Source organism: Paenibacillus shunpengii, assembly GCF_042684905.1.
In the GTDB taxonomy this organism is placed as follows: domain Bacteria; phylum Bacillota; class Bacilli; order Paenibacillales; family Paenibacillaceae; genus Paenibacillus; species Paenibacillus shunpengii.
The window spans coordinates 774,653-796,395 of record NZ_JBHUMJ010000002.1 but is presented as its reverse complement, the minus strand read 5'-3'; the positions used below and the strand labels follow the sequence as shown (position 1 = coordinate 796,395).

Annotated in this window: 22 protein-coding genes and 1 riboswitch; of the genes, 7 read left to right on the top strand and 15 right to left on the bottom strand. The window is 47.7% G+C overall.

Annotation, left to right across the window (positions count from 1 at the left end):
* Positions 1-172: 172 nt before the first annotated feature.
* On the top strand, positions 173-1,060 hold the full coding sequence (locus ACFSVM_RS03565) for an FG-GAP-like repeat-containing protein (RefSeq protein ID WP_379260442.1): 888 nt from the start codon (positions 173-175) through the stop codon (positions 1,058-1,060).
* Positions 1,061-1,286: 226 nt separating this feature from the next.
* Here ACFSVM_RS03565 and ACFSVM_RS03560 read toward each other — a convergent pair whose 3' ends face one another.
* Positions 1,287-2,240 (bottom strand): glycoside hydrolase family 43 protein, encoded by a 954-nt coding sequence (locus tag ACFSVM_RS03560; protein WP_090723697.1) that lies wholly within the window; start codon positions 2,238-2,240, stop codon positions 1,287-1,289.
* 326 nt (positions 2,241-2,566) lie between these two features.
* On the opposite strand from ACFSVM_RS03560, the gene ACFSVM_RS03555 reads away from it, so the two are divergent.
* Genes ACFSVM_RS03555 through ACFSVM_RS03540 form a run of 4 tightly spaced genes read left to right on the top strand, consistent with a single transcriptional unit; the run spans position 2,567 to position 4,929 of the window.
* The gene (locus ACFSVM_RS03555; protein ID WP_047912075.1) at positions 2,567-3,484 is read left to right on the top strand and encodes an ArsR/SmtB family transcription factor; all 918 of its coding nucleotides are present in this window, start codon (positions 2,567-2,569) and stop codon (positions 3,482-3,484) included.
* Positions 3,485-3,487: 3 nt separating this feature from the next.
* Positions 3,488-3,682: a hypothetical protein gene (locus tag ACFSVM_RS03550; RefSeq protein ID WP_379260440.1), complete on the top strand. Its 195-nt coding sequence runs from the start codon at positions 3,488-3,490 to the stop codon at positions 3,680-3,682.
* Positions 3,683-3,700: 18 nt separating this feature from the next.
* Positions 3,701-4,471 (top strand): threonine/serine exporter family protein, encoded by a 771-nt coding sequence (locus ACFSVM_RS03545; RefSeq protein WP_076311912.1) that lies wholly within the window; start codon positions 3,701-3,703, stop codon positions 4,469-4,471.
* Positions 4,472-4,494: 23 nt separating this feature from the next.
* Positions 4,495-4,929, top strand: coding sequence for a threonine/serine exporter family protein (locus ACFSVM_RS03540; RefSeq protein ID WP_177178656.1), 435 nt, complete (start codon positions 4,495-4,497; stop codon positions 4,927-4,929).
* Between the two features lie 142 nt (positions 4,930-5,071).
* Here ACFSVM_RS03540 and ACFSVM_RS03535 read toward each other — a convergent pair whose 3' ends face one another.
* Positions 5,072-5,578 (bottom strand): GNAT family N-acetyltransferase, encoded by a 507-nt coding sequence (locus ACFSVM_RS03535; protein ID WP_379260437.1) that lies wholly within the window; start codon positions 5,576-5,578, stop codon positions 5,072-5,074.
* Between the two features lie 151 nt (positions 5,579-5,729).
* Between ACFSVM_RS03535 and ACFSVM_RS03530 the strand changes: the two genes are divergently transcribed.
* Complete coding sequence (locus ACFSVM_RS03530; RefSeq protein ID WP_379260435.1) at positions 5,730-6,119, top strand: hypothetical protein; 390 nt, start codon at positions 5,730-5,732, stop codon at positions 6,117-6,119.
* A gap of 53 nt (positions 6,120-6,172) precedes the next feature.
* On the opposite strand, the gene ACFSVM_RS03525 is transcribed toward ACFSVM_RS03530, so the two are convergent.
* Positions 6,173-7,045 (bottom strand): SDR family oxidoreductase, encoded by an 873-nt coding sequence (locus ACFSVM_RS03525; protein ID WP_379260433.1) that lies wholly within the window; start codon positions 7,043-7,045, stop codon positions 6,173-6,175.
* A 150-nt stretch (positions 7,046-7,195) separates the two neighbouring features.
* Entirely contained in the window at positions 7,196-8,380 is a 1,185-nt protein-coding gene (locus ACFSVM_RS03520; protein ID WP_256702731.1) for a PQQ-dependent sugar dehydrogenase, read from the bottom strand.
* A 203-nt stretch (positions 8,381-8,583) separates the two neighbouring features.
* On the opposite strand from ACFSVM_RS03520, the gene ACFSVM_RS03515 reads away from it, so the two are divergent.
* Complete coding sequence (locus tag ACFSVM_RS03515) at positions 8,584-9,675, top strand: M24 family metallopeptidase (RefSeq protein ID WP_379260431.1); 1,092 nt, start codon at positions 8,584-8,586, stop codon at positions 9,673-9,675.
* Positions 9,676-9,822: 147 nt separating this feature from the next.
* Here ACFSVM_RS03515 and ACFSVM_RS03510 read toward each other — a convergent pair whose 3' ends face one another.
* The 11 genes from ACFSVM_RS03510 to ACFSVM_RS03460 form a co-directional block, all read right to left on the bottom strand.
* A complete protein-coding gene (locus ACFSVM_RS03510; protein WP_379260429.1) occupies positions 9,823-11,220 on the bottom strand; it encodes an L-cystine transporter in 1,398 nt (465 codons plus the stop codon).
* Between the two features lie 384 nt (positions 11,221-11,604).
* Complete coding sequence (locus ACFSVM_RS03505) at positions 11,605-13,248, bottom strand: cobyric acid synthase (protein WP_379262863.1); 1,644 nt, start codon at positions 13,246-13,248, stop codon at positions 11,605-11,607.
* 25 nt (positions 13,249-13,273) lie between these two features.
* Positions 13,274-14,095, bottom strand: coding sequence for an adenosylcobinamide-GDP ribazoletransferase (gene cobS, locus ACFSVM_RS03500; protein ID WP_379260427.1), 822 nt, complete (start codon positions 14,093-14,095; stop codon positions 13,274-13,276).
* Positions 14,092-14,646: a bifunctional adenosylcobinamide kinase/adenosylcobinamide-phosphate guanylyltransferase gene (gene cobU, locus ACFSVM_RS03495; RefSeq protein ID WP_379260425.1), complete on the bottom strand. Its 555-nt coding sequence runs from the start codon at positions 14,644-14,646 to the stop codon at positions 14,092-14,094. The genes cobS and cobU overlap by 4 nt, the downstream gene beginning before the upstream one ends.
* Positions 14,643-15,734, bottom strand: a complete 1,092-nt coding sequence (cobT, locus tag ACFSVM_RS03490) for a nicotinate-nucleotide--dimethylbenzimidazole phosphoribosyltransferase (RefSeq protein ID WP_379260423.1) — start codon at positions 15,732-15,734, stop codon at positions 14,643-14,645. Before cobT ends, cobU begins: the two co-directional genes overlap by 4 nt.
* Before the next feature lie 139 nt (positions 15,735-15,873).
* A complete protein-coding gene (locus ACFSVM_RS03485; protein ID WP_083655754.1) occupies positions 15,874-16,725 on the bottom strand; it encodes an ABC transporter ATP-binding protein in 852 nt (283 codons plus the stop codon).
* A complete protein-coding gene (locus tag ACFSVM_RS03480) occupies positions 16,722-17,768 on the bottom strand; it encodes a FecCD family ABC transporter permease (protein ID WP_090723717.1) in 1,047 nt (348 codons plus the stop codon). The genes ACFSVM_RS03485 and ACFSVM_RS03480 overlap by 4 nt, the downstream gene beginning before the upstream one ends.
* Positions 17,765-18,787, bottom strand: coding sequence for an ABC transporter substrate-binding protein (locus ACFSVM_RS03475; RefSeq protein ID WP_090723719.1), 1,023 nt, complete (start codon positions 18,785-18,787; stop codon positions 17,765-17,767). The genes ACFSVM_RS03480 and ACFSVM_RS03475 overlap by 4 nt, the downstream gene beginning before the upstream one ends.
* A 194-nt stretch (positions 18,788-18,981) precedes the next feature.
* A riboswitch (cobalamin riboswitch) is annotated at positions 18,982-19,198 on the bottom strand.
* A gap of 152 nt (positions 19,199-19,350) precedes the next feature.
* Positions 19,351-20,007, bottom strand: a complete 657-nt coding sequence (locus ACFSVM_RS03470) for a histidine phosphatase family protein (protein ID WP_076311922.1) — start codon at positions 20,005-20,007, stop codon at positions 19,351-19,353.
* Entirely contained in the window at positions 20,004-20,987 is a 984-nt protein-coding gene (gene cbiB / locus ACFSVM_RS03465) for an adenosylcobinamide-phosphate synthase CbiB (protein WP_379260419.1), read from the bottom strand. Before cbiB ends, ACFSVM_RS03470 begins: the two co-directional genes overlap by 4 nt.
* The gene (locus ACFSVM_RS03460) at positions 20,984-21,742 is read right to left on the bottom strand and encodes an adenosylcobinamide amidohydrolase (RefSeq protein WP_379260417.1); all 759 of its coding nucleotides are present in this window, start codon (positions 21,740-21,742) and stop codon (positions 20,984-20,986) included. The genes cbiB and ACFSVM_RS03460 overlap by 4 nt, the downstream gene beginning before the upstream one ends.
* Between the last annotated feature and the right edge of the window lies 1 nt (position 21,743).

Here is a 21,743-nt window from a genome sequence, read left to right as displayed (position 1 = left end):
TTTTTTCATTCCATTCGTGCAGAATATCATCTATGGTCTCGAAAATATCTCTCCCCGTCAAATTAGTCCAAGCTCTCAAGCCTCATCCTTCTCTGCATCTCATGCATGCATAGGTATTCACCTATTTCGGTGATGTCACATAGGCTAGAAGAAAAACGGAGGAATATCAAATATGCGTTTCCATGAACATGCAGCTTCACTCTACTGCCCGCAGCGGCTATGGTCAGATCCATATTATCCCTATCCTTCTCCTTGCGGCCCTGTACCTTATATGATGCCTGGACCATTCCCGCATGTTAGAAATCAAGTGACTTCTTACTCTATGCACTCATACTACGGGCCTCGGGCCCCATTCCAGCAGCATTCTTCTCCGATTACAGCTGATTTTACGGGAGACGGTATTCAGGATACGGCCATGCTCGCCTGGAACTACAATGCTGAGGACAGTCCATTTGCGACAGATATTACACTTATTATCCAAAATGGTGCCGGTGGTCCTGCCTTCCAGTATCAGCTTTCCGAAAGCTCGGGTTATAGTCCAACCCTATTTGCCGGAGATTTTAACGGAGACGGTATTTCGGATCTGTTCATTGCCATTCAATCCGGCGGCTCCGGTGCTCTAACTTATAACTTTCTATATTCGTACAACGGCGGTGTACTGAAGGAGCTGTTCAACTCGGACCGATATAACAGTGAATATAACTATCGCGTAGATTATTTAGATAACTACAGGCTTCAAGTGATAAGTGAGAATAACGGGAAAAGATATCTGATCGATATATCAGATCGCGGGGCTGAGTATTTATCTGCAATTTATAACGAGAATGGAACACTGAAGCAGCCGCTCCAAGGCGATGTGCTGCCTGTAAGTGGCGTATACCCTGTAGATTTCGATCAGGACGGCATATATGAGCTTCTCACTTTCCAGGGGATTATGGGGCAGTATAATGCAGATCGATTCGGCTATGTGCAGAATGCGCTGAAATACCAGAACGGCCGCTGGACCCTGATGAATCAGTGGGTTGCCATCTATGGAGCGGATGTTAATCAAGATCGTTAACTGTCCTAGTCATAAAAAAAACAGCTAACCACTAAGAATGAAGTGCACCATCATGGTAGAAGTAGAGTTTGTTTTTTCTACTGTCTACTATAGATGGGAGCATATCAGTCGCGTGGTTAGCTGTTCTGCTATTGAATATCTTTAGTTATCATTTTATTTTAGTGAATGGTAAAGTTAAACCTTGAATCATCTTTATCGTAAAAGCCATCATTCTCTCGAATCATGATTAGTAGCTCGGCCAACCATTCGGCCAATTCAGATCATTGATTAATAGCTTAGGAGCCCCGTTATCATCTGCGTCATAGGCATGTCTCACAATAACATTCGTACTGTAGATGTCTTGTCCGCCTGGTCCCTTCCACTTGACATTACCCGAATCAAGCACAGTACCCCCGCCATTCAGCATATTAACACCATTCTTGTCCACATACGGTCCAGTAATGCTGGTTGAGCGGCCATAGACAATTTTGTAAGTACTGTTGACACCTTGGCAGCAAGTATCAATTGAAGCGAATAAGTAATAGTAGCCATTACGGTAAACAATGCTTGGTCCTTCAATAGCTCCGTTGTTCGACGGTCTGGCTGCGATGGAATGGATGCTGCCTGTCGGCTTCATCGTGTTCTTATCCAGCTTCGTGAGCTTGATGCCGCTCCAATAAGAGCCGAAGGCAAGCCATGGTTCGCCGTTCGCATCAATGACGAGATTCGGATCAATCGCATTATAGTTGTTAGACGTCGTAGTCCGGAGCACCAAGCCGTCATCTCTCCACTGCCCTGCACCTACACTGGAAGCGGATGCAAGACCGATCGCAGACTGGTTGGAGCCAAATGTTGAGATGGAATAGTACAGCCATACTCTGCCGTTGTATTCATGAATATCCGGGGCCCATACGTCGTTATGAGTTTGATTCGGTACATAAGTGCTCCACCAGGAAGGGGGACTCAGGAAGATCTGTGGAACCCGGTACCAGTTGGTGCCATTATCCGATTTCAGCACCTGGATACCCTGCCCTGTGGAGAACGTATACCAGCTGTTCCCTTCCTTGATGATGCTTGGATCATGCACCCCAATATCTCCTGTCAAATTCCAAAAAGCTGCAAAACCAGGTGAACTGAGTCCGAACACGGACACCGAGGTAGCTAGCGCTGCCGTAAGCAGCCACTTCTTTAGCTTTTTCATAGAATATCACCGCCATGATATGGATTAGAGTCGTTCGATTTAATTTAAATAAACTTAAACTATTTTAGACTCATGAAGATTATAAAAGCGTTTACATTTTTCCACAACTAAAATTTTACATTTTGTTCATATTTTTCAGCAGTGCTGCATCCTGTTCTTCCCTTTTGTCATTCTTTGATGTTGTTCGCATGGCAAAAATAGCTTAGAATGCAATTATCATCTATATTACATTATTCCCATGGTCTTCTATTTTAGCTGGACTTCTAACGCTGCCTCCCTACATCATCTACAAAACTCTCATTTTTTCGTGGAAAGGAATTCTATATATGATATACATAAAAGATTTAATGTCCGGCATTCATATATTTAAGGCACTCAGCTCGGATGTCAGAATACAAATTATAGATATGCTGTCCAAGCATCAAAGTTTGAACCTAAATGACATTGCAACTAGGCTAAACCTGACAAACGGTGCAATTACGATGCACATCAAGAAGCTCGAGGAGAGCGGCCTGATCAACATCAACACCGCTGTCGGCAAGCATGGGATCCAGAAGATCTGCTATCTGAATGATGATAAGCTGATGGTCGATATACGAAGTCAGGATATACATAACCGATATGAAGCCGAAATTAAAGTGGGACACTACAGTAATTATAAGGCTTTACCTACCTGCGGCCTTGCTACGAAGGACAGCATCGTTGGCGATTTTGATGAACCGAGGTATTTTGCTGATCCGATGCGGATTGATGCTGAGCTGATCTGGCTGTCGGAAGGCTTCCTTGAATACCGGATTCCCAATTACCTCAAATCCAATGAATCGTTCAAGGAGATCCAATTCTCGATGGAGCTGGGTTCAGAAGCACCTGGATTTAATAACAACTATCCTTCCGATATCTATTTCTATTTGAACGGAATTGAGCTGGGGTGCTGGACAAGTCCGGGTGATTTCGGAGATAAGCGAGGAGCATTTAACCCGGAATGGTGGCCTCCGCATCTGAACCAGTATGGCATGCTGAAGCTGATTCGAATCAATGAGGAAGGCAGCTACGTTGACGGATGCCGAATTTCAGATGTCACCCTGAAGGATATTGCGCTTGACTACAAGAGTGATATTCGATTCCGTATCGCGGTAACCGATCATCCCGTTAACAAAGGCGGCCTTACTGTATACGGCAAGCATTTCGGCAATTACAGCCAGGACATTCTGGCACGCGTATTGTATCATGTAGAAGGCGAGTAAAGATTGAATAATCGCATAAAGCTTCATAACGCCATAGAGGTCTGCAGCATTCGCGATGCTCATCATATCCAAGTCGCGAAGCTGGCAGGCTTTTATTACTTGTATAAAGAGAATCCCCGTAGTCTGCATTATAGTGCATATGGAAATAATGGAAGATATGATAGAATGGAAGTTCTGATTTGTCAGGAAAATGAATGATAAAGGATGCGTAAATAGATGGAACCATCGATAACAACAGATAAGAACAGCATAACGATGGAGATTATCGAGGTATGTCTGCTTGCCGGAAAAATCATGCTTCAGAGCGGTGCCGAAACCTATCGTGTCGAAGACACGATGATGCGGATCGCTTCTGCCTATGGAATGCCTAACTCTCACAGCTATGTCACACCAACAGGTATTATTTTCTCCACGGACGGTTTGCAGCCAGCCAAGCTGATCCGCATCTCGGAGCGGACGACCGATCTGCATAAGGTAGCTGCCGTCAACAATGTTTCTCGTGCAATTGGAAGAGACGAGCTGAATCCTAGCGAAGCTTATCATCAGCTGACGGATATTGAGAAGGAGTCGGTTCTGTACCGAGTTATCGCACGGACCTGCGCCGCTGCGCTAGCCAGTGGCTGCTTCACCATCATGTTTCAAGGCGGATGGACAGACTTTCTGCCCGCCGTATTATGCGGTGGTGTCGGGTACGCCGCAGTGAGCCTTTTTCAAAGGCTGTCACAGGTTCGCTTCTTCGCGGAATTCACCGCTTCATTTATTATCGGCCTTCTGGCTCTCGTCATGGTACTCATAGAGGTCGGCAGCGAGCTGGATAAGATTATTATCGGCTCTGTCATGCCGCTCGTACCTGGGCTGGCCATTACGAATGCAGTAAGGGATCTGATGGCAGGGCATCTCGTGTCCGGGCTTTCCAAGGGGGCCGATGCTTTTCTGACAGCGTTTGCGATCGGTGCTGGAATTGCCGTCGTCTTCACTATTATGTAAATGAAAGCTGAGGTACGAACATCATGTTTATTCATATCGTGGAACAAGCTGTAACCAGCTTCATCGCTTCCCTTGCCTTTGGCATTATTTTTAACGCACCTCGCAAAATGCTCTTCCCCTGCGGAATTGTCGGTATGCTCGGCTGGATCATTTACGATATTATGGAACCTGGATATGAGGCGGTCTCCGCTACCCTAATGGCAACACTGGTCATTGGTGTATTAAGTCAGGTCTTTGCAAGACTCTACAAGCATCCGGTCATTATCTTCAGCGTAGCCGGCATTATCCCGCTCGTTCCAGGAGGGATGGCATACAATGCCATGCGTTATTTTGTACAGAACGATTATACGACTGCCGTAGAGCTTGCTGCCAAAGCGCTCATGATTGCAGGAAGCATCGCTGTCGGCCTCATCTTATCCGAGGTGCTCAATCAGGCCTTCCGCAGGAAACAAGCTTAGCAATATAAAAAAGAACTCGTTTGTCCTTCTAAGGTGTATACATCCGTACACCTCTGGACCCGAGTTCTTTTTATATGTGCAGCTACAGCCGATCAATTTATATTAGACTTAACAAGTAACAAATAGAGTAGGGTGAAATGATTTAGTCCAATTTTTTGCCAAGAATGGCTAGATCACGCCTTACACCGTCCAGAACAGCGATCTCGGGATAGTAGCCCCACTGTTCAAAGCCGTATTTCTTCAATAAACGAAGACTCGGTTCATTGTGACCGAATACGAAGCCAAGTAAGGTTGTAACCCCCAGCTGCGGACTATCCTCAATCACTTTCTCGATGAGCCGGCTTCCTGCTCCTGTTCCTCTGAAGGCTTCGTCAACATAGACGCTCACCTCTGCGGTACCGTCGTAAGCAGGTCTTCCGTAGAAGGAGCTTAAGCTGACCCAGCCTGCGATCTGTTCATCATACTTCATCACCCATAATGGACGCTTGTCCGGTGTATGCTCCTCAAACCAAGGTATACGGCTCTCAACAGTGACCGGTTCAAGGTCAGCTGTGACCATTCTCCCGGCAACGGTTGAATTGTAGATCGCAACAATAGCGGGCAAGTCCTCTAGTTGTGCATAGCTGAATGTAATGTTCGGTTCCTTCACAGCTGTTATCCCCCACTAATATCATTTTTTAATGACTAGATTAACAGAGAAGACCCAGAATGATCAATAGAAAAATTCCAGAAGAGTTCAGCGAAAACGATAAACTTTTTTCGAAGTCATGCGTCTAAATATGATAAGTCCCTTAGGAAGGATGAAAGAAGTGAAGATAAAAAAGAAGTGGCTTATACTGTCGGGTAGTCTTGTTTTGGTACTGGCGCTTGGTATTTGGTACGTTCTAAGTTCTGATATTTTGCTAGGATGGTCATCTCCATCTAAGCAACAGGAATATTACGCAGGTATCGTTGTTGAAATAATTGAGGAAAATTCCACAATTGATGGAGATAAAGTACTTCATTCTATAAAACTTAACACTGGAGATGTGCTGACAGTAACCAAAAATACGACGGTCTTTGCTCAAACAAGTGATGTCAAACGAACAGAATCCGATTTTGGTATAATACAAGAAGGTGTTGAAGTCGAAGCATGGAGTAGACAAGTCAATAATCATATGTTTGAAGCATTTGAAATAACGGCAAAATAAGATCAATATAAAAAACAAGCCTTGTGAAGGCTTGTTTTTTATATTGTCTCAAGTTAGTTTTTATTCAGCTCCAGATCATAAGGCAGCCCTGTCTGCTCTGCACTCCAGTTCCACAGGAACTGGGATGTCGCCTCATCCATGGCATGAGGCTTCAGCTCCTGAATCTTCTCCTCATAAAAATACTCACCTGTAATCCCTTTCACTTCTGGCCGAATCGCTAGATAGATTGCAGTCCTGGCCCCTTCTTCCGGCGAGAGGAAAAAAGGAGTTTTCGCCAAAAAGGCCATGATCTTCGTACCGAAGCCCGTATTGCGATTAACACCGATGCTAGTGCCTACCGCCCCGGGATGGAGTGCATTAACGGTAACGCTTGTTCCTTCCAGCCGGTAAGCCAGTTCTCTAGTGAACAGCACGTTTGCCAGCTTGGACTGGCCGTAACTCTTCACCACGTTAAACCCCTTTGTGAGATGCGGATCTTCCTGATGGATTTTGCCAAATTTATAAGCACCTGATGCCACGTTAACGACTCTTCCTTCAGGTGCATGTAATAGACTTGGAAGCAGCAGTCTTGTCAGTAAATAATGGCCTAGATGATTGACACCAATCGCCATTTCAAACCCGTCCGATGTTTCCTCTCTCTTCAGAGAAACCACACCTGCATTATTAATAAGCACATCCAGCTTCTCATGAACTGATTGGAATTGTTCAACAAATTGGCGAATGCTGCTCAAGGAACCCAGATCAAGTAACATCAGCTCAATCTGCTTTGAGCCTGTTGCGGCTATTGCTTCATTCAGCGCTTTACGTCCTCGCTCTTCGCTTCGGCATGCCAGGATGACATGATACCCTTGCAGTGCTAATTCAATGGTTGTCGCAAGGCCCATACCGGAATTGGCGCCAGTTACGATAGCTGTTTTTGATTTCATTGGATAATCATCCTTTCAGCAGTAAACATGCAGCTGTTGTTCTAGTTACAGGCTTATATAATGAGGTCGATGATCGATGGATAACAATTGATTCATACTTCCTATATCATACCTTATAAATATTTCAAAATAAAATAGAGGGATATGCCATCACTTGGCAGGCCTCAGTGCAATGATTCGATCATCCTCTTCGGCTGGATCTCCTCTGCCATCCCGATTGCTCGTCAGCAGGTAGAGTGTTCCATCTGGACCCTCACTCACACTACGAATCCGGCCCCATTCGCTCTGGAACAGCACTTCTAGTGATGGCTCTTCACTTGCTCCGCCTTCTCCATCCAGCTCAAATTTAAGCAGCGCCTCTCCCCGAAGCCCCCCTGCAATGAGGGAGTTCTGCCAAGGACCTTGCGTTATGAACGTCATTCCCGAGGGGGCCCACGTATCGGTTCCACTGTGAATGAGCGGCGAAGTCATTCCCTCCTCCTGCTCATCTCCTTCAATCAGCGGCCATCCGTAATTCGATCCCTTCACTATGACATTCAGCTCATCATGGTTCGATTGTCCGTGCTCTGAGCTGTACAGCTGCCCTGTATCTGGATGCCAGGCAAGTCCCTGTGCATTACGATGTCCAAGACTATATACAGCTGAATCGTTTATAGGATTATCATCAGGTATTGAACCATCGCGGTGGATACGGAGGATTTTGCCCCCAAGGATTGTTTCATCCTGAGCCATGTCAGGCTCATATCGTTCCCCGGTCGTAATATATAGCATCCCGTCCGGTCCTATCTTCAGACGTCCCCCGTTATGATTCACACCGCCCGGTATGTCAGCGAGCAGCACCTTGTCAATTGAGGCCTCTTGACCCGTCAGCTTAAGTCTGAGCACCCGGTTTAGGATGTCTTGTCCCTCACGGTAAGAGTGATATACATATACATAATGATTCGACTCAAAATCAGGATCCACTGCGAGCCCTAACAGACCGCCTTCCCCTTCATCTGCAAAAGGAGCCTCAAAGGCCAGCACCGGCTCCTCCAGCACCTGTCCGTTCTCAATCATACGCAGCGTGCCGGGTCTTTCCGTAAACAGCATTCGGCCATCCGGTAAAAAATCAAGCTCCCAAGGTACATTAAGTCCGGCAGCCAAGGTCGTTATTTCATAAGGAAGTGTATTCCCTTCTTCCTTTTGCTCTTCGGAAGCAGGCTGTTCCGTCTGATTGTCCGGAGTGCCCGGTACAGGAGTATCTGGGCCAGGCTCTTGAGCGGTCGGATTGGAACAAGCAATGAGTGCCAGTGTCAAGAGACTGATTCCTGTCATCATCAAGTACTTCTTGTTCATATTTTTACTCTCCCTATTCTCCAATATTTTCAAATATTACCCTCTTGGATACTTCACCAATCCACAGCGCAGAAGATAGACTTTTCTAAGACATTATAGGTGCCATTGTTTGTTTTTGGGTTTTTGCTTCATAAGCTTTATAATATATAACGATAATGAAATTAAGGATTTTTTATAATCCTAATTTAAAGGCGGGGAATATCATGACAATTCAACCTATTACTTTACTAGAGCAGGCCATTTCGGAGCAAGGATACGACTGTGTGCTGATTACAGATCCTAAGCATGTCTATTATTTGACCGGATTCGCAAGCAATCCACATGAACGCTTTCTCGGACTGCTGCTGGTAAGAGGAGAAGAACCAACTCTGATCGTACCAAGCCTCGATGAAGACGCGGCGGCTGCAGCTTCCTCTGTGAAGAAGATTGCGACCCATCAAGACACAGACAACCCGTATCTCATCCTGCAGAAATATCTTCCTCAGCATATTGAAACGATGGGCGTTGAAAAAGAAAACCTGTCAATCGCTCGTTACGAGGAGCTCGTTCAATATGCCAATGCCAAGAGCTATGCCGATGCAGGTCCACTGCTGCGCAAGCTGCGTGTTCGCAAGGCGCCGCATGAAGTGGACCGGATGAAGTTCGCTGCCCAAATGATTGAGGAAGTGCTGAAAAGAGGTCTTTCCCATGTGAAGGAAGGCGTAACGGAAATCGAGCTCGTAGCGGAGATGGAATATCAAATGAAGAAGCTCGGTGCTTCTGGTCCTTCTTTTGACACGTTGGTGCTGTCAGGACCTAATACGGCCCTTCCTCATGGCGTTCCAGGCACTCGCAAGCTGCAATACGGCGATCTGCTCATGTTTGATATGGGCGTATATGCGAATGGATATGCTTCTGATATTACCCGTACGTTCGCTTTTGGCCAGCTGTCACCTGAGCTCACGAACATATATAATACGGTTCTTGAAGCCAATCTGAAGGGAATTGAAGCCGTTAAGCCAGGGGCAACCCTCGCTTCTGTAGATCTGGCCGCAAGACAAGTGACCATTGATGCAGGATACGGCGAACGCTTCCTCCATCGCCTCGGTCATGGACTGGGTATCGATGTGCATGAATATCCATCCGTGCATGGAGCGAATCAGGAGCTCTTGACCGAAGGAATGACCTTCACCATTGAACCCGGCATCTATGTACCCAATCTCGGGGGAGTACGCATTGAGGATGAAGTCCTCGTAACAGCAGATGGGGTGAAACTGCTAACCAGCTACCCGAAAGAGCTGCAAATACTGGGCTAAGCTTCGTTCTTCGCTACATAGAAATCAAACTGGCATAGATCTCTGATCTCTTCGTACTATTTGTGCAGGTTGAGACTCTATTGTAACCCAAAAATAAAGAGTGCGAGTCCCTCGGTTTTAGCCAAGGGCCCGCACTCTTTATTTATTTTACGCTTCTGTTGGTGCATCTAATTCCGTGTTCGGACGATTGAAGGTATCCCGATCATTCTCATTCAGGAGCTTGCTCGTAATGAGACCGGAGGTCATTGAACCATTAACGTTCAGCGCTGTACGTCCCATATCAATCAGCGGCTCCACAGAGATCAGAAGTCCGACCAGTGCAACAGGCAGGTTCATGGTGGAGAGTACGATCAGTGAAGCAAACGTCGCTCCGCCACCTACACCAGCTACACCGAAGGAGCTGATCATGACAACCAGGATGAGTGTAATGATGAAATCCCAGCTGAGCGGATCAATGCCCACTGTAGGAGCGATCATCACCGCAACCATCGCTGGATAGATTCCTGCACAGCCGTTCTGGCCAATCGTTGCGCCAAAGGAAGCCGACAGATTCGCGATACCTGCGGATACACCCAGCTTCTTCGTTTGCGTCTCCACGTTTAATGGAATGGTTGCCGCACTCGAACGGGACGTAAACGCGAAGACCAGCGTGGTCATTACTTTTCTAAGGTACGCTACCGGGTTAAAACCAAATGCGGTAACGAGAATAAGATGAACCACGAACATCAGCAGCAAGGCAACATAAGAAGCGATAACAAACTCACCAAGCTTCAAGATCTCCTGTGCATTAGTTGTTGCAGTAACCTTCGTAATCAGCGCCAGGATACCGTATGGTGTCAATCGCAGCACCAGAGTTACGATGCGCATGACGACAGCATAAAGTGCGTTAATCATTTTACGAAAAGTATCCGCCTGCTCTGGCTTCTTGCGATCCAGTCCAAGAACGGCAATACCGACAAAAGCAGAGAAGATAACGACCGCAATGGTAGAGGTACTGCGAGCACCGGTCATATCCTCGAATGGATTGCTGGGAATGAATTCAAGCACTTGCTGAGGAATGGTCATATCCTCTACATCAACAAGCTGCTCTTCGAGCCTTTGGGTTCTCGCTGTTTCTGCTTCACCGCTCTCCACGTTAATACCTTCCAGGTCAAAGGCAAGTGTAACCCCTATACCAATACTTGCTGCAATGGCTGTGGTAATCAGCAATGTACCAATAATCGAGAAGCTCATCTTCCCGATATTCTGATTACCCTTCAAGTTCATAATGGCAGATATGATAGACACCACGATCAGTGGAATGACGATCATCTGCAAGAGGCTTACATAGCCGGAACCGACGATACTGAACCAGTCGACACTCTTCTCTATGGTTCCCGAGCCTGCCCCGTAGATCAGCTGAAGCAGTATTCCGAATACAAGCCCCAAGCCCAGACCCGTAAATACACGCTTCGTAAAAGATATATGCTTCTTCTGCATCCAATACAGAAGGCCAATTAACACTAGCATCACTGCTACGTTAATGATTACCTGCAATGTTTCCATTCGAATTGCTCCCTTCCAAATAGCTAAAATATGCTGTCCCCTTATGTAACGATTTATATATAAATATTCTTAAGGGTCGGTAACTACCTTACAGCATATGTTACTATAGCATAAACCCGACTATTCGGGTAGACTTTTTTTGAATAAATTTTAAAGCGACTTACTTATTCTCATAACTCATCATAAATCAGTGTCTGCCGGGAGCTATGCTTAGGATGGATTATTCAGATTTGGGTTATACCTTCTTCTTCAAAAATCGCACAATTATCTTTAACCAACAAAGGCTGTAATCCTAACTTTTTTATAATTATGTCCACAACAAAAAAGCCGAAGCTGCTCATAATTGACAGCTCCGGATTCTTTTTCTCTTATCTAGGTATTCATTTAAGAGTTCAATATCTGATAAATTTTCTCCATATCCAAGTTCGTTCTTACCACATCCGCTACCCGATCAAATTCCTCAACTTTTCGCTCCTTCGCCGAGAAGGTCGAAATAACAGGAGAGAGTCCCTTCCGGATTCGAACCTGATCCAGCCAGGACCTGCGCAGAGCATCGTTCTCAAATAATCCATGTAAATAGGTTCCCCACACCATACCATCCGATCTAACTAGACCTTCTGAATGAGATGAAGCATACGTACAAGAGTCGAAGGAAGCCTGCAGATCACTTGCAGCAGTGTCCGTTTCGGTTAGTCTGAACAATTCGTCATAGCTATAATTAACTTGATCTTGGTCCAGTCGCTCAGAAACTCCCATATGAATTTCATAAGCCTCAATCGGAGCTTCAGTACTGCTTGGGTCCGTACTTGCCAGTGGCAGTCTCTGTTCGTCCGTCAGTAGTCCAGTCACTCTTATCGTTCGCTTTTCCTTCAAAAATGAAGTCCTGATGGGCAGCAGTCCAAGCCCTGCTTCTTCCTGTACACCACTCTCTACCGCATAAGGATCGGAGAGCGAGTAACCCAGCATTTGATAACCGCCACAAATCCCGACGATCTGGGTATGATGCTCTTCCAATAGCCTGTATAAGGCATGATCCAGTCCTCTCTGCTTCAGGAACTGAAGATCACTGATTGTATCCTTCGTGCCTGGCAGAATGACAATATCCGGTGTGCCCAGCTCTTCGGCAGAATTCACATAACGAAGGGTAATATCCGGCTCCCAGCGCAGCGGATCAAAATCTGTGAAGTTTGAGATGCGCGGGTAACGAATGACGACGATATCCACTTCCTTCTCCTGCTGCTTCTTATACTGCAGCTCGTCGAGCACAACCGAATCCTCGGCTTCAATCCGCAGATCCTGAATATAGGGAAGCACGCCCAGTACCGGAATACCTGTACGAGCCTCGAGCCAGTCCAGCCCAGGCTTCAGGAGAGCAAGGTCTCCGCGGAATTTGTTAATGATAAAGCCTTTGATCCGCTGGACTTCATGGGGTTCAAGCAGCTCAAGTGTACCTACGATGGACGCGAATACCCCTCCCCGATCAATATCGGAAATGAGGATCACCGGTGCATCTGCCCAGCCTGCAAGATTCATATTGACGATGTCACGATCCTTCAGATTGATCTCTGCCGGACTTCCCGCCCCTTCCATCAGGACGATGTCATACTCTGCACGTAATCGATCTAGCGCCTCCAGCACGATTCTCTTCGCTGTGGGAAGGAACTTCATGCGGTAATCCATCGCACTCATCTGCATAGCAGGCACGCCGTGAACGACGATCTGAGAATGCATATCCTTGACTGGCTTAATAAGAATCGGGTTCATGTCTGTTGTGGCCGGAATCTCACACGCCTCTGCCTGTACTCCCTGCGCTCTTCCGATCTCCTTACCGTCCAGCGTTACATAGGAATTAAGCGCCATATTTTGCGATTTATACGGAGCAGGCTGGTATCCATCCTGCAGGAATATACGGCATAGCGCTGTTGTTACGATGCTTTTTCCAACGTCTGAAGCCGTGCCCTGCAGCATGAGAACAGCTCCATTTTTCGGCTTATGCTCATCATTACTTTGTTCAAGTTCCGTGTTCATGTCTGTCATAACGATATGTCTCCCCCTAACCTGCGATATGCATAACGATAGTCAGCATCAGCAGACCGACTGTCTCCAGCCCTTCATTCAGTGCTCCATATGTATCCCCGGTTAATCCCCCAAGACGTGCGCTCATTCGATCAGCGGCCAGCCTTCCGATCACCCACATGACAATCGGAACGGCGATGAAGGCCATCAGCACCGAAGCCTGTGTAACGTATAACACATTCGACGAATGAACAATTAAGCTAAGAATCCCCAATAAAACAATAGATATCACGGTTGCACATCCCAGCGATTGCTTATAATAACGGGCAAGGATGTTGCCAAACATCGCTGCAAGCCCTTCTCCCGCCCGGGCAGAAGGATATCTCGATATCGCATACACCATGAAGAACCTGCTCCATATGAGAGGCAGGATGGCGAGTCCCATCATCATAGGCTGATGAATAATGCTGACAAGCAAGGAGGCTTTAAGCATCAGCAGCAGCACACAGGCGATGACACCCATCGCTCCAACCCGGCTGTCCTTCATAATCTCCAGCATGCGCTCTCTTGAACGGTAGCTGAGAAGCGCATCTGCTGAATCCATCCATCCGTCCAAATGCAGTCCACCGGTAAGCCATACCCAGACGACCAGCGTCACAATGGAAGCCGACAGGTCCGGCAGCAAGAACCCTGACACGATAGCTGCCACCCATAGGATAAGTCCAATACAAACGCCAACGAATGGATAATAAACCGTGCTTTTTTGCATCAGTTCAGGTGTAAAATCAAGATTCATCCTCACTGGAAAACGGGATAAAAATTGAAAAGCGGCTGCCGCCGCCTTTACTTCATCCTTCATACTTTGTACTCCTTGCTCTTCAGTTCAATGGCAATGCCTGCAGTGACCAGAAACACCTCTTCACTCACCGCTGCCATTCGCTGATTCAATATTCCGGCCATATCCCGGTACAACCGTCCCAGCGGATATTCCGGCACTATGCCGTCTCCTACTTCATTGGTGACAAGAATGATAAGACCCGGATAAGTTCGAACACTGCTTACCAGCCTGTCCATTTCCTGCAGTATGGCATCCTGGCCCTCTGCTTCCTTAGACAATAATATGTTAGACAGCCACAAGGTCAGACAGTCCAGTAGTATCGTTGGTGCTGGATAAGTCGCTTGTCCAATGCTCTCCAGTGTATCCGCAACTTCGATCGGCTCTTCAATAGTATGCCACAGGTAGGCTTCGTCAGAGCGCTGAAGACGGTGTGCTGTAATGCGCTGCTCCATCTCTTCATCAAAGGCCTGTGCTGTTGCCAGATAGATCGCTTCCGATGAACGGCTCATACAGAGCTTCTCCGCAAATGTGCTCTTCCCGCTGCGCGCGCCACCAGTTACAAGTATGATCATGGCTTGCTCTCCTCGGGATCCAGATCCGCATGACTACCGGAAATGCCTGCACTTGTGAATGTCGCCATCTCCTTCATGATTCGGGATGCAGCTTCAATAATATGCAGACAGAGTACACCGCCTGTGCCTTCGCCGAGACGCATGTCCAGATGAATCATAGGTGATAGGTTCAGCTCCTCCAGCAGACCTGCATGTCCCCGCTCCTCCGACTTATGTGAGGCAATCATATAATGTATGGACAGAGGGGCGAGTCTTGCAGCTATCAGCGCCGCGGTTGTAGAAATGTAGCCGTCAATAACCACAGGACATTTTAATGCACTCGCAGCAAGGATAACACCGGTTAGCCCGGCAATATCAAGTCCACCCACCTTCGCGAGTACATCCAGCGGATCGTTTGAATCGGGACGGTTCAGCTCAATTGCCTTCTTTATTACTTGCTCTTTGTGCTTCAGACGCGTATCGTCAATTCCTGTTCCCCTGCCTGTAGCAGCTTCCACTTGAATTCCAGTCAGTACGCTGGTTACTGCGGCGCTCGGCGTCGTGTTTCCAATCCCCATTTCACCTGTAACAAAGAGTCGAATCCCTCTGTCATACGCATCCTTTACGACCTCAATTCCTGCAAGAATGGCTGTCACGGCTTCCTCTCTGCTCATAGCAGGACCATGCGCCATATTTGCTGTACCTTTACGAACAGATCGCTGAACCAGCTCAGGATGCTCAATGTCTCCATTGATCCCGATGTTTACGCATATAACGTCTGCAGCGGCCTGACGGGCAAGAACGTTCACCGCGGCTCCGCCGGCAAGAAAATTATGTACCATCTGCTGAGTTACGACGGCCGGAAATGCACTGACTCCTTCTTCCACCACACCATGATCTGCTGCCATGACTATGACCGCTTTACGGTCATAGGAGACATGGGTCTCTCCCGTAATTCCTGCCAGCCGAACAACCAGCTCTTCTATTTTGCCCAGGCTTCCCGGCGGCTTGGTCAGCTGATCCAAATGCGCAGCTGCGGCTTGCTCAGCTGATGAGTCAAGCGGCCGAATTTGCTGTATCCAATCCATCAATATTTGTTCTCTCTCCATCTCCACGCACTTCCTTTATGCTGAATCCTCTTTTTTAATAGATTATAACGAAAAAAGGGCATCCACTTCAAAAGGATTTAACTAGAAACCCTTCTTATTGAAATGCTGCCCTTGTAGCGATGCCGCTCTTATATAGAGCCTAGTCTTTTTTCTTAAGCAAGAATTGAGGAAGCTCATGTTGTGGATGACGAATCATGACGGGATCAACCTGAAACAGACTTCTTAAATGCTCTTCTGTGACACATTCATCCGGGCTCCCTTGCATGAAGCTCTCCCCTGCCCGAAGTCCATAAATACTGTCGCAAAAAAGTGAAGCCAGATTGAGGTCGTGCAATACAGCGACAATGGTAATACCGGTTCTCCTGCGCCAATCTGCGAGCAGTTCCATGAACTGGAGCTGATAATGGATATCGAGATAGGTTGTCGGCTCATCCAGCAGCAAAATTTCCGGCTCCTGAGCCATTACCTTGGCGAGTGCCACCCTCTGTCTCTGACCTCCGCTTAATTCCGTAAGCAGACGATCGGCAAAAGGAGACAGCTCAAGCTGCTCAAGTACGCGATCCACTACTTCTTCTCCATCGGATTGATCCCGTCCCAGCCAGTCCTGATAAGGATACCTGCCCATGGCTACAACATCTCGTACAGAATAATCAATTTCAGGCAGCCCGTCCTGCTGCAATACAGCAATAAGCCGGGATAACGCCCGCCTGCTGTATTCTTTAACCGGCTTGCCTTTGATCAGAATAGAGCCGGAGCTCGGAGCTAGGACACCGGACAGCAAGTGAAGCAGTGTCGATTTGCCGCTGCCATTGGGCCCTACGATACCCCACCATTCTCCTGAATGAACCGTAAAATCGATATTGCGAAGTGCCATATGGTCTCCATAGGCTTTGGCCGCAGACTTCACTTCCAGCACCGGAGCGGAGGTACGAGCTGACGCGGTCAAGTCCTGTGAAGATTTCTGCTGCTCTGCCTGAATCCGTGAGTTCATCTCATTCCTCCCCTTCGCAGTTTCTTGCTTCGGTGCAGCAGGTAAGCGAAGAACGGTGCTCCTACAAATGCAGTGACGACTCCGAGCGGGATCTCTACCGGTGCAAGAATCGTTCTCGCCCCCATATCAGCCCATGCCAGGAAGATGCCTCCCATGATCGCGGATAACGGAATAAGGAGACGATAATCCGGCCCAACTAATAAACGAAGCATATGCGGAATCACAAGCCCGACAAATCCAATGACTCCAGCTACCGATACAGCAGCAGCCGTCAACAAGGTAGCAACAATTAGAACAGAGAGCTTAAGCCACTCTACCTTGACTCCCAAATGTGCTGCCTGCCGCTCACCCAGCGCAAGCAGATTAAGCGCCCTTCCCCGGCTCCATAGAAACACAATCCCAATGATCAAGTACGGAAAAAGGATGGCCGTATATGACCATCCTCGTAAGCTGAGGCTGCCCATGGTCCAGAATAGTATCTGATTCACTGTATCCTTGGACATGGCTGTTAAGAAGGACACAAACGCTCCGAGGAAGGACTGCATAATTACACCGGATAGAATCAGGCTGTGCGTCGGAATCCTGCCGCCTTCACTGGCAAGCGCGAGCACCGCCCACAACGTAATGATCCCTGTGACAAAGGCAACCAGAGGCAGCATCCATTCTCCAAGAACCGCATACTGCAATCCAAAATAGATCATGACTGCTGCTCCAACCGATGCACCGGAGGATACACCGAGTGTATACGGATCTGCCAGCGGATTGCGCAGCACGCCCTGGAAGGCAGCTCCTGCCGTGGCCAGTGCTGCCCCCACCAGCATACCGAGCAGTACTCGGGGAAGCCGAACCTTCATAATAATTTGCTCCGAGGAAGGATTCCAGATCGGATCAATCGGTTCTGAAACCCAAGGCAAATGATTGACCAGGATTCCCACAATATGGCGAACAGGCAGATCTACTGCCCCGATCGCCAGACACAGGAGCAGAGTCAGCACAAGCAGGAGACCGCCGGCAATTCCGTATCCTGCTAGTTTTGTTTTCATTGAAAGAGGTCCGGATAGATCGCTTCCGCTACCACTTTCAGGCCTTCGGTTACACGCGGACCTGGACGGCTGAGCAGATTGGCGTCAATGGAGATAACGGCATCTTCTTTAATAGCCGTAATTTCGTTCCAGCCATCACGAGCTGTGATGATTTGATCCAGTGTTTGATTGTTATCATCGATAACATCGCTTGCGTACAGAATCACGTCAGGATTGGCTTGAATGATCTTCTCTTCACTGATTTCATTCCAGCCCTCTGTATCTCCTGCTACATTGACTCCACCAGCAAGAGTAATCACTTCATCCATAAATTCGCCTTTGCCTACCGTCCAGCCTGGAGAGAATTCAACGTACACTTGCTTCTTCTCTTCATCTGACAGTGCAGCTACTTTATCCGACACTTCCTGAATATCAGCTTTCATTTGATCTACCACTTCTGCAGCTTCGGCTTGGCGATCTGTAATCTGACCGTAGACTTCGATATTCTTCATAACATCATCGATGGTTTTAGGATCTGTTTTGAAGATGACGATGCCAAGATCGCGCAATTTTTGCACTGCTGCTTCATCCATGGAGATTCCTGTAAACACGATATCCGGCTCAGCCGCGATAATCGCTTCAGCATTGGGTTCATACAAGCTTCCCATTTTGGGCTTGGAGGCTGCAGCTTCGGGATAATCGTCAAAATCAGATACACCTACAATTTGCTCCTCAAGTCCAATGGCGAAGAGGGACTCTGTTTCTGCGGGTGATACGGACACGATTTTGGCCGGCGCTTGTTCAAATGTAAAGGATTCTCCAGTCGCATCTGTTAAGGTCAGCGGATATTCGGTCTTACTCGAAGCTTCCTCGCTGTCATTATTCGTCTCTGATCCTTGATCGGCTGCTTGTCCTGCTTCCTGCTGCGCAGCTTGTCCCGTCCCTTCAGACGTTTCCGTTTCGGTGCCGCATGCAGCAAGCATCATTGCCATCATTAATGTAAGCAGTAAGGATAATACGCTTTTTTTCATTTTGTTCATGACTCTCTCCCTTTCAGATCTGGTTAACCCGTAATAAATTGTTTCAAAGCTTAGCCCATAACCTATCCACCTGACTTCCAATCCATAGCAAAAAAACCTTGGTCCTTAAGCCAGGATCAAGGTTTACGTCTCGCACTGCCCCTTAAAAATGGGCATAGAACATCGCAAAACGTATCCTTTCCTCGAAGGATCGCACGCTTCATTCCGACAAGGCAGGTCTCCTGACTCACCAGGTTTGATATAGCTGGACAGCTGCCCTTCCCATTTCTCACATAAGAAACAGTGGATATAACGCTGTCTGCCCCTGGTATACAGTGGCGGGACCGTGCCGGATTTGCACCGGCTTCCCTTTTAACCTGAGCAGCTCTATTAACGTCATTCGCTGCCAGGACCTTGTCGGCTATTATTCGTTTGTTGATGTATAAATCTTTATCGATTCATGATTATACATACTTGTTCAAGTGTATGGAGGCCTTAACTTCTGTTGTTGATTATAGGGGAAAGGCTGTATTTCTACAACCCAAGTTTTCCCTTGAAAATAAGGAACGCCAACTCTGAATTACTTAATTCAGAATTTCTCCACTCAGCTGTCCTGCTTGAAGTCGGAGCCGCAGTACCTGCATTTCTCCTGGACCAGGCATGGCGGAGTTGAAATCTCTGTCTTGTACATAGGCTGATACAAGCTGTCTGATGACGCCGCCATGCGTAATGATAAGCACCTTCGGATAGGCCATCTTCATACTTATTTGGGTGCCGCCGGATGAAAGATCCACCCCATCCTTGTTCTCCAGAATCGGCAGCAGCCTGCTCTCGACAAATTGAGATATTCGCCCCTCGAAGGCAGTAAAAGGCTCTGCACCCGGCGGCGTAATCCGCTCCGGATGATCGATCCAGCTTCGATATGTAGGGTTGTCCTTAAGCATGTCATAGGTAGATCCTTCCCAATCACCAAAGTGATACTCGCGGATCCGGTGATCCCTCACAGCCTTACTGACGAGATGCGGCGCAATGATCTGAAGGGATTGCATTGCACGAACTAGATCACTGATGTACACATACTGAAATGCCAGCTCCTCTTGCTTAATCTTGAGCTGGAGCGCCTTCAATTCAGCTGCGGCATTACGATGAAGAGGCACATCGGTATGCCCCAAATATCTTTTTTCCATATTCCATAACGTTCTTCCGTGTCTGACGAGATATAGGTCAAGCCCAGAATTCATCTCCACCACATCCATTCGATACCGATGATGGATAGAACAGATATAATGGCACAGAGGATCAAGACAAACAAACTGGATGACACAAACATCATTGTAATGCTTGTCTTGATATGTGCAGCCTCAAGCGTATGATATGGCTTGCCCATATAAGCTCGAAACGATTCCACACCGTGATATACGTTAACCCCCCCGAGCCGTATTCCGATAGCACCTGCGACCGCCGATTCAGGGTATCCACCGTTCGGACTGGGGTGCTTGCTTGCGTCCTCCTTCACTGTTCGAATGCTATTCTCAACATGCAGCCCTAGTATACGAGCCGAAGCAAACAGCAGCAGTGCGGAAATACGAGCAGGCAAATAGTTAGCTGCATCATCAAGCCGGGCGGAGGCTTTGCCAAGGTAGAAATATTTCTCGTTCTTGTACCCTACCATCGAATCCAGTGTATTGACTGCACGGTACGCCATCGCTAGAGGAGCACCGCCGATCAGAGCATAGAATAAGGGAGATATAATGGCATCCACAATATTTTCCGCAATCGTCTCTACCGTTCCGCGGACAATTTCCGGTTCATCCAGATGGTGAGTGTCCCGGCCTACAATCATGCCAAGTGACCTCCTGGCTTCCGGGAGCTGTCGGTTTCTTAAATGCTTATATACCTCCATTCCCGCCTCCTTCAGCCCCTTGGCTGCAATCGTGCTTGCGATCAGAACGATCTCGGCGGCAATGGCAAGATAAGGATGAACGAACGAAAGCAGCTTGAGCACCGCCCAAGTGATGAGAAAAGAACCGCCTACGATGACAATCGGAAACAGGAAGCCTGCAAACAGTAATCCCTTATTTGAAGTCACTTTGGAGCGGATAGATTTCTCTAATGCCGATATTGCTTTACCCATGCCAATCACCGGATGGGGAATCCATCTCGGATCACCGATGATCCTGTCAAGAATGTAGGCGCAGAGAAGAATGAGAGCCAGGGTCATCCTGCCGCCCCCTCTCCAGCGAGCAGACTTTCGGTGACCGTCGCATATACGAGCCGTCCGATGCAGGAGCCCAGCTCTGTAGCAGTGCCGGCATAAGCATGCATTTTGTCCGGTGTGCTTCCATCCGGTTTAAATCCGCTGACACCAAGAACAACGGCGTCTGTTGTTGTCCCCGAAGCGATCATTCCGTTCTCAGCATCCCTGACTCCGAGATCCTGCAGAGCGCAAGCCTTTGCTTCGACTGCAGTTTGCAGCGCATTGACCATGGCATAGGAAGTCAGCTCACCGGCAATAAACAGCATCGTATTAATCGTGCCTGGAGAATAGGCTGCGGGAAAAACAGTCCTTGGAGACGCCGCTCTGGCTGCATTGCCGGCTCCCGCTGTCGTGCAGCAGAAGACGACGGCATGGTCGGTACTTTCCTCTATAACAGAAACATGTGCTAGCTTCACTGCTGTCAGCAGACCGGCGGTGCCTGATGCAGGAAGCTTCCATTTTTTTAAACGCGCTTCAATCTCTGCTGCAGGATGATCTGACGTAAAATGCTTATCTACATATATATTGACTGCACGATCAATCCGGCTCATGCCTCCACCGTAAACACTGCTCGACAGCGATTGAACCGTCTGAGGTGATTCCACAAGCAAATACGCATTGTCGTACTTCGTTAGCTTGAGGCCAGGCCAGAGTGTGGAGGAATAAATATCTGGAATAGCCTGGTTAGAAGCGAACTTGTGCAAAAAAGGTGTTGTCATT

What these genes read in the sequence shown, in the direction of transcription:
- ACFSVM_RS03555 (WP_047912075.1), top strand. Translation starts at nt 2,567, where the DNA reads ATGATATACATAAAAGATTTAATGTCCGGCATTCATATATTTAAGGCA.
- ACFSVM_RS03565 (WP_379260442.1), top strand. Translation starts at nt 173, where the DNA reads ATGCGTTTCCATGAACATGCAGCTTCACTCTACTGCCCGCAGCGGCTA.
- ACFSVM_RS03545 (WP_076311912.1), top strand. Translation starts at nt 3,701, where the DNA reads ATGGAACCATCGATAACAACAGATAAGAACAGCATAACGATGGAGATT.
- ACFSVM_RS03475 (WP_090723719.1), bottom strand. Translation starts at nt 18,787, where the DNA reads ATGAACAAAATGAAAAAAAGCGTATTATCCTTACTGCTTACATTAATG.
- ACFSVM_RS03505 (WP_379262863.1), bottom strand. Translation starts at nt 13,248, where the DNA reads ATGAACACGGAACTTGAACAAAGTAATGATGAGCATAAGCCGAAAAAT.
- ACFSVM_RS03540 (WP_177178656.1), top strand. Translation starts at nt 4,495, where the DNA reads ATGTTTATTCATATCGTGGAACAAGCTGTAACCAGCTTCATCGCTTCC.
- ACFSVM_RS03525 (WP_379260433.1), bottom strand. Translation starts at nt 7,045, where the DNA reads ATGAAATCAAAAACAGCTATCGTAACTGGCGCCAATTCCGGTATGGGC.
- ACFSVM_RS03480 (WP_090723717.1), bottom strand. Translation starts at nt 17,768, where the DNA reads ATGAAAACAAAACTAGCAGGATACGGAATTGCCGGCGGTCTCCTGCTT.
- cobS (WP_379260427.1), bottom strand. Translation starts at nt 14,095, where the DNA reads ATGAAGGATGAAGTAAAGGCGGCGGCAGCCGCTTTTCAATTTTTATCC.
- ACFSVM_RS03530 (WP_379260435.1), top strand. Translation starts at nt 5,730, where the DNA reads ATGAAAGAAGTGAAGATAAAAAAGAAGTGGCTTATACTGTCGGGTAGT.
- ACFSVM_RS03485 (WP_083655754.1), bottom strand. Translation starts at nt 16,725, where the DNA reads ATGAACTCACGGATTCAGGCAGAGCAGCAGAAATCTTCACAGGACTTG.
- ACFSVM_RS03470 (WP_076311922.1), bottom strand. Translation starts at nt 20,007, where the DNA reads ATGAATTCTGGGCTTGACCTATATCTCGTCAGACACGGAAGAACGTTA.
- ACFSVM_RS03520 (WP_256702731.1), bottom strand. Translation starts at nt 8,380, where the DNA reads ATGAACAAGAAGTACTTGATGATGACAGGAATCAGTCTCTTGACACTG.
- cobT (WP_379260423.1), bottom strand. Translation starts at nt 15,734, where the DNA reads ATGGAGAGAGAACAAATATTGATGGATTGGATACAGCAAATTCGGCCG.
- ACFSVM_RS03515 (WP_379260431.1), top strand. Translation starts at nt 8,584, where the DNA reads ATGACAATTCAACCTATTACTTTACTAGAGCAGGCCATTTCGGAGCAA.
- ACFSVM_RS03510 (WP_379260429.1), bottom strand. Translation starts at nt 11,220, where the DNA reads ATGGAAACATTGCAGGTAATCATTAACGTAGCAGTGATGCTAGTGTTA.
- ACFSVM_RS03560 (WP_090723697.1), bottom strand. Translation starts at nt 2,240, where the DNA reads ATGAAAAAGCTAAAGAAGTGGCTGCTTACGGCAGCGCTAGCTACCTCG.
- cobU (WP_379260425.1), bottom strand. Translation starts at nt 14,646, where the DNA reads ATGATCATACTTGTAACTGGTGGCGCGCGCAGCGGGAAGAGCACATTT.
- cbiB (WP_379260419.1), bottom strand. Translation starts at nt 20,987, where the DNA reads ATGACCCTGGCTCTCATTCTTCTCTGCGCCTACATTCTTGACAGGATC.
- ACFSVM_RS03460 (WP_379260417.1), bottom strand. Translation starts at nt 21,742, where the DNA reads ATGACAACACCTTTTTTGCACAAGTTCGCTTCTAACCAGGCTATTCCA.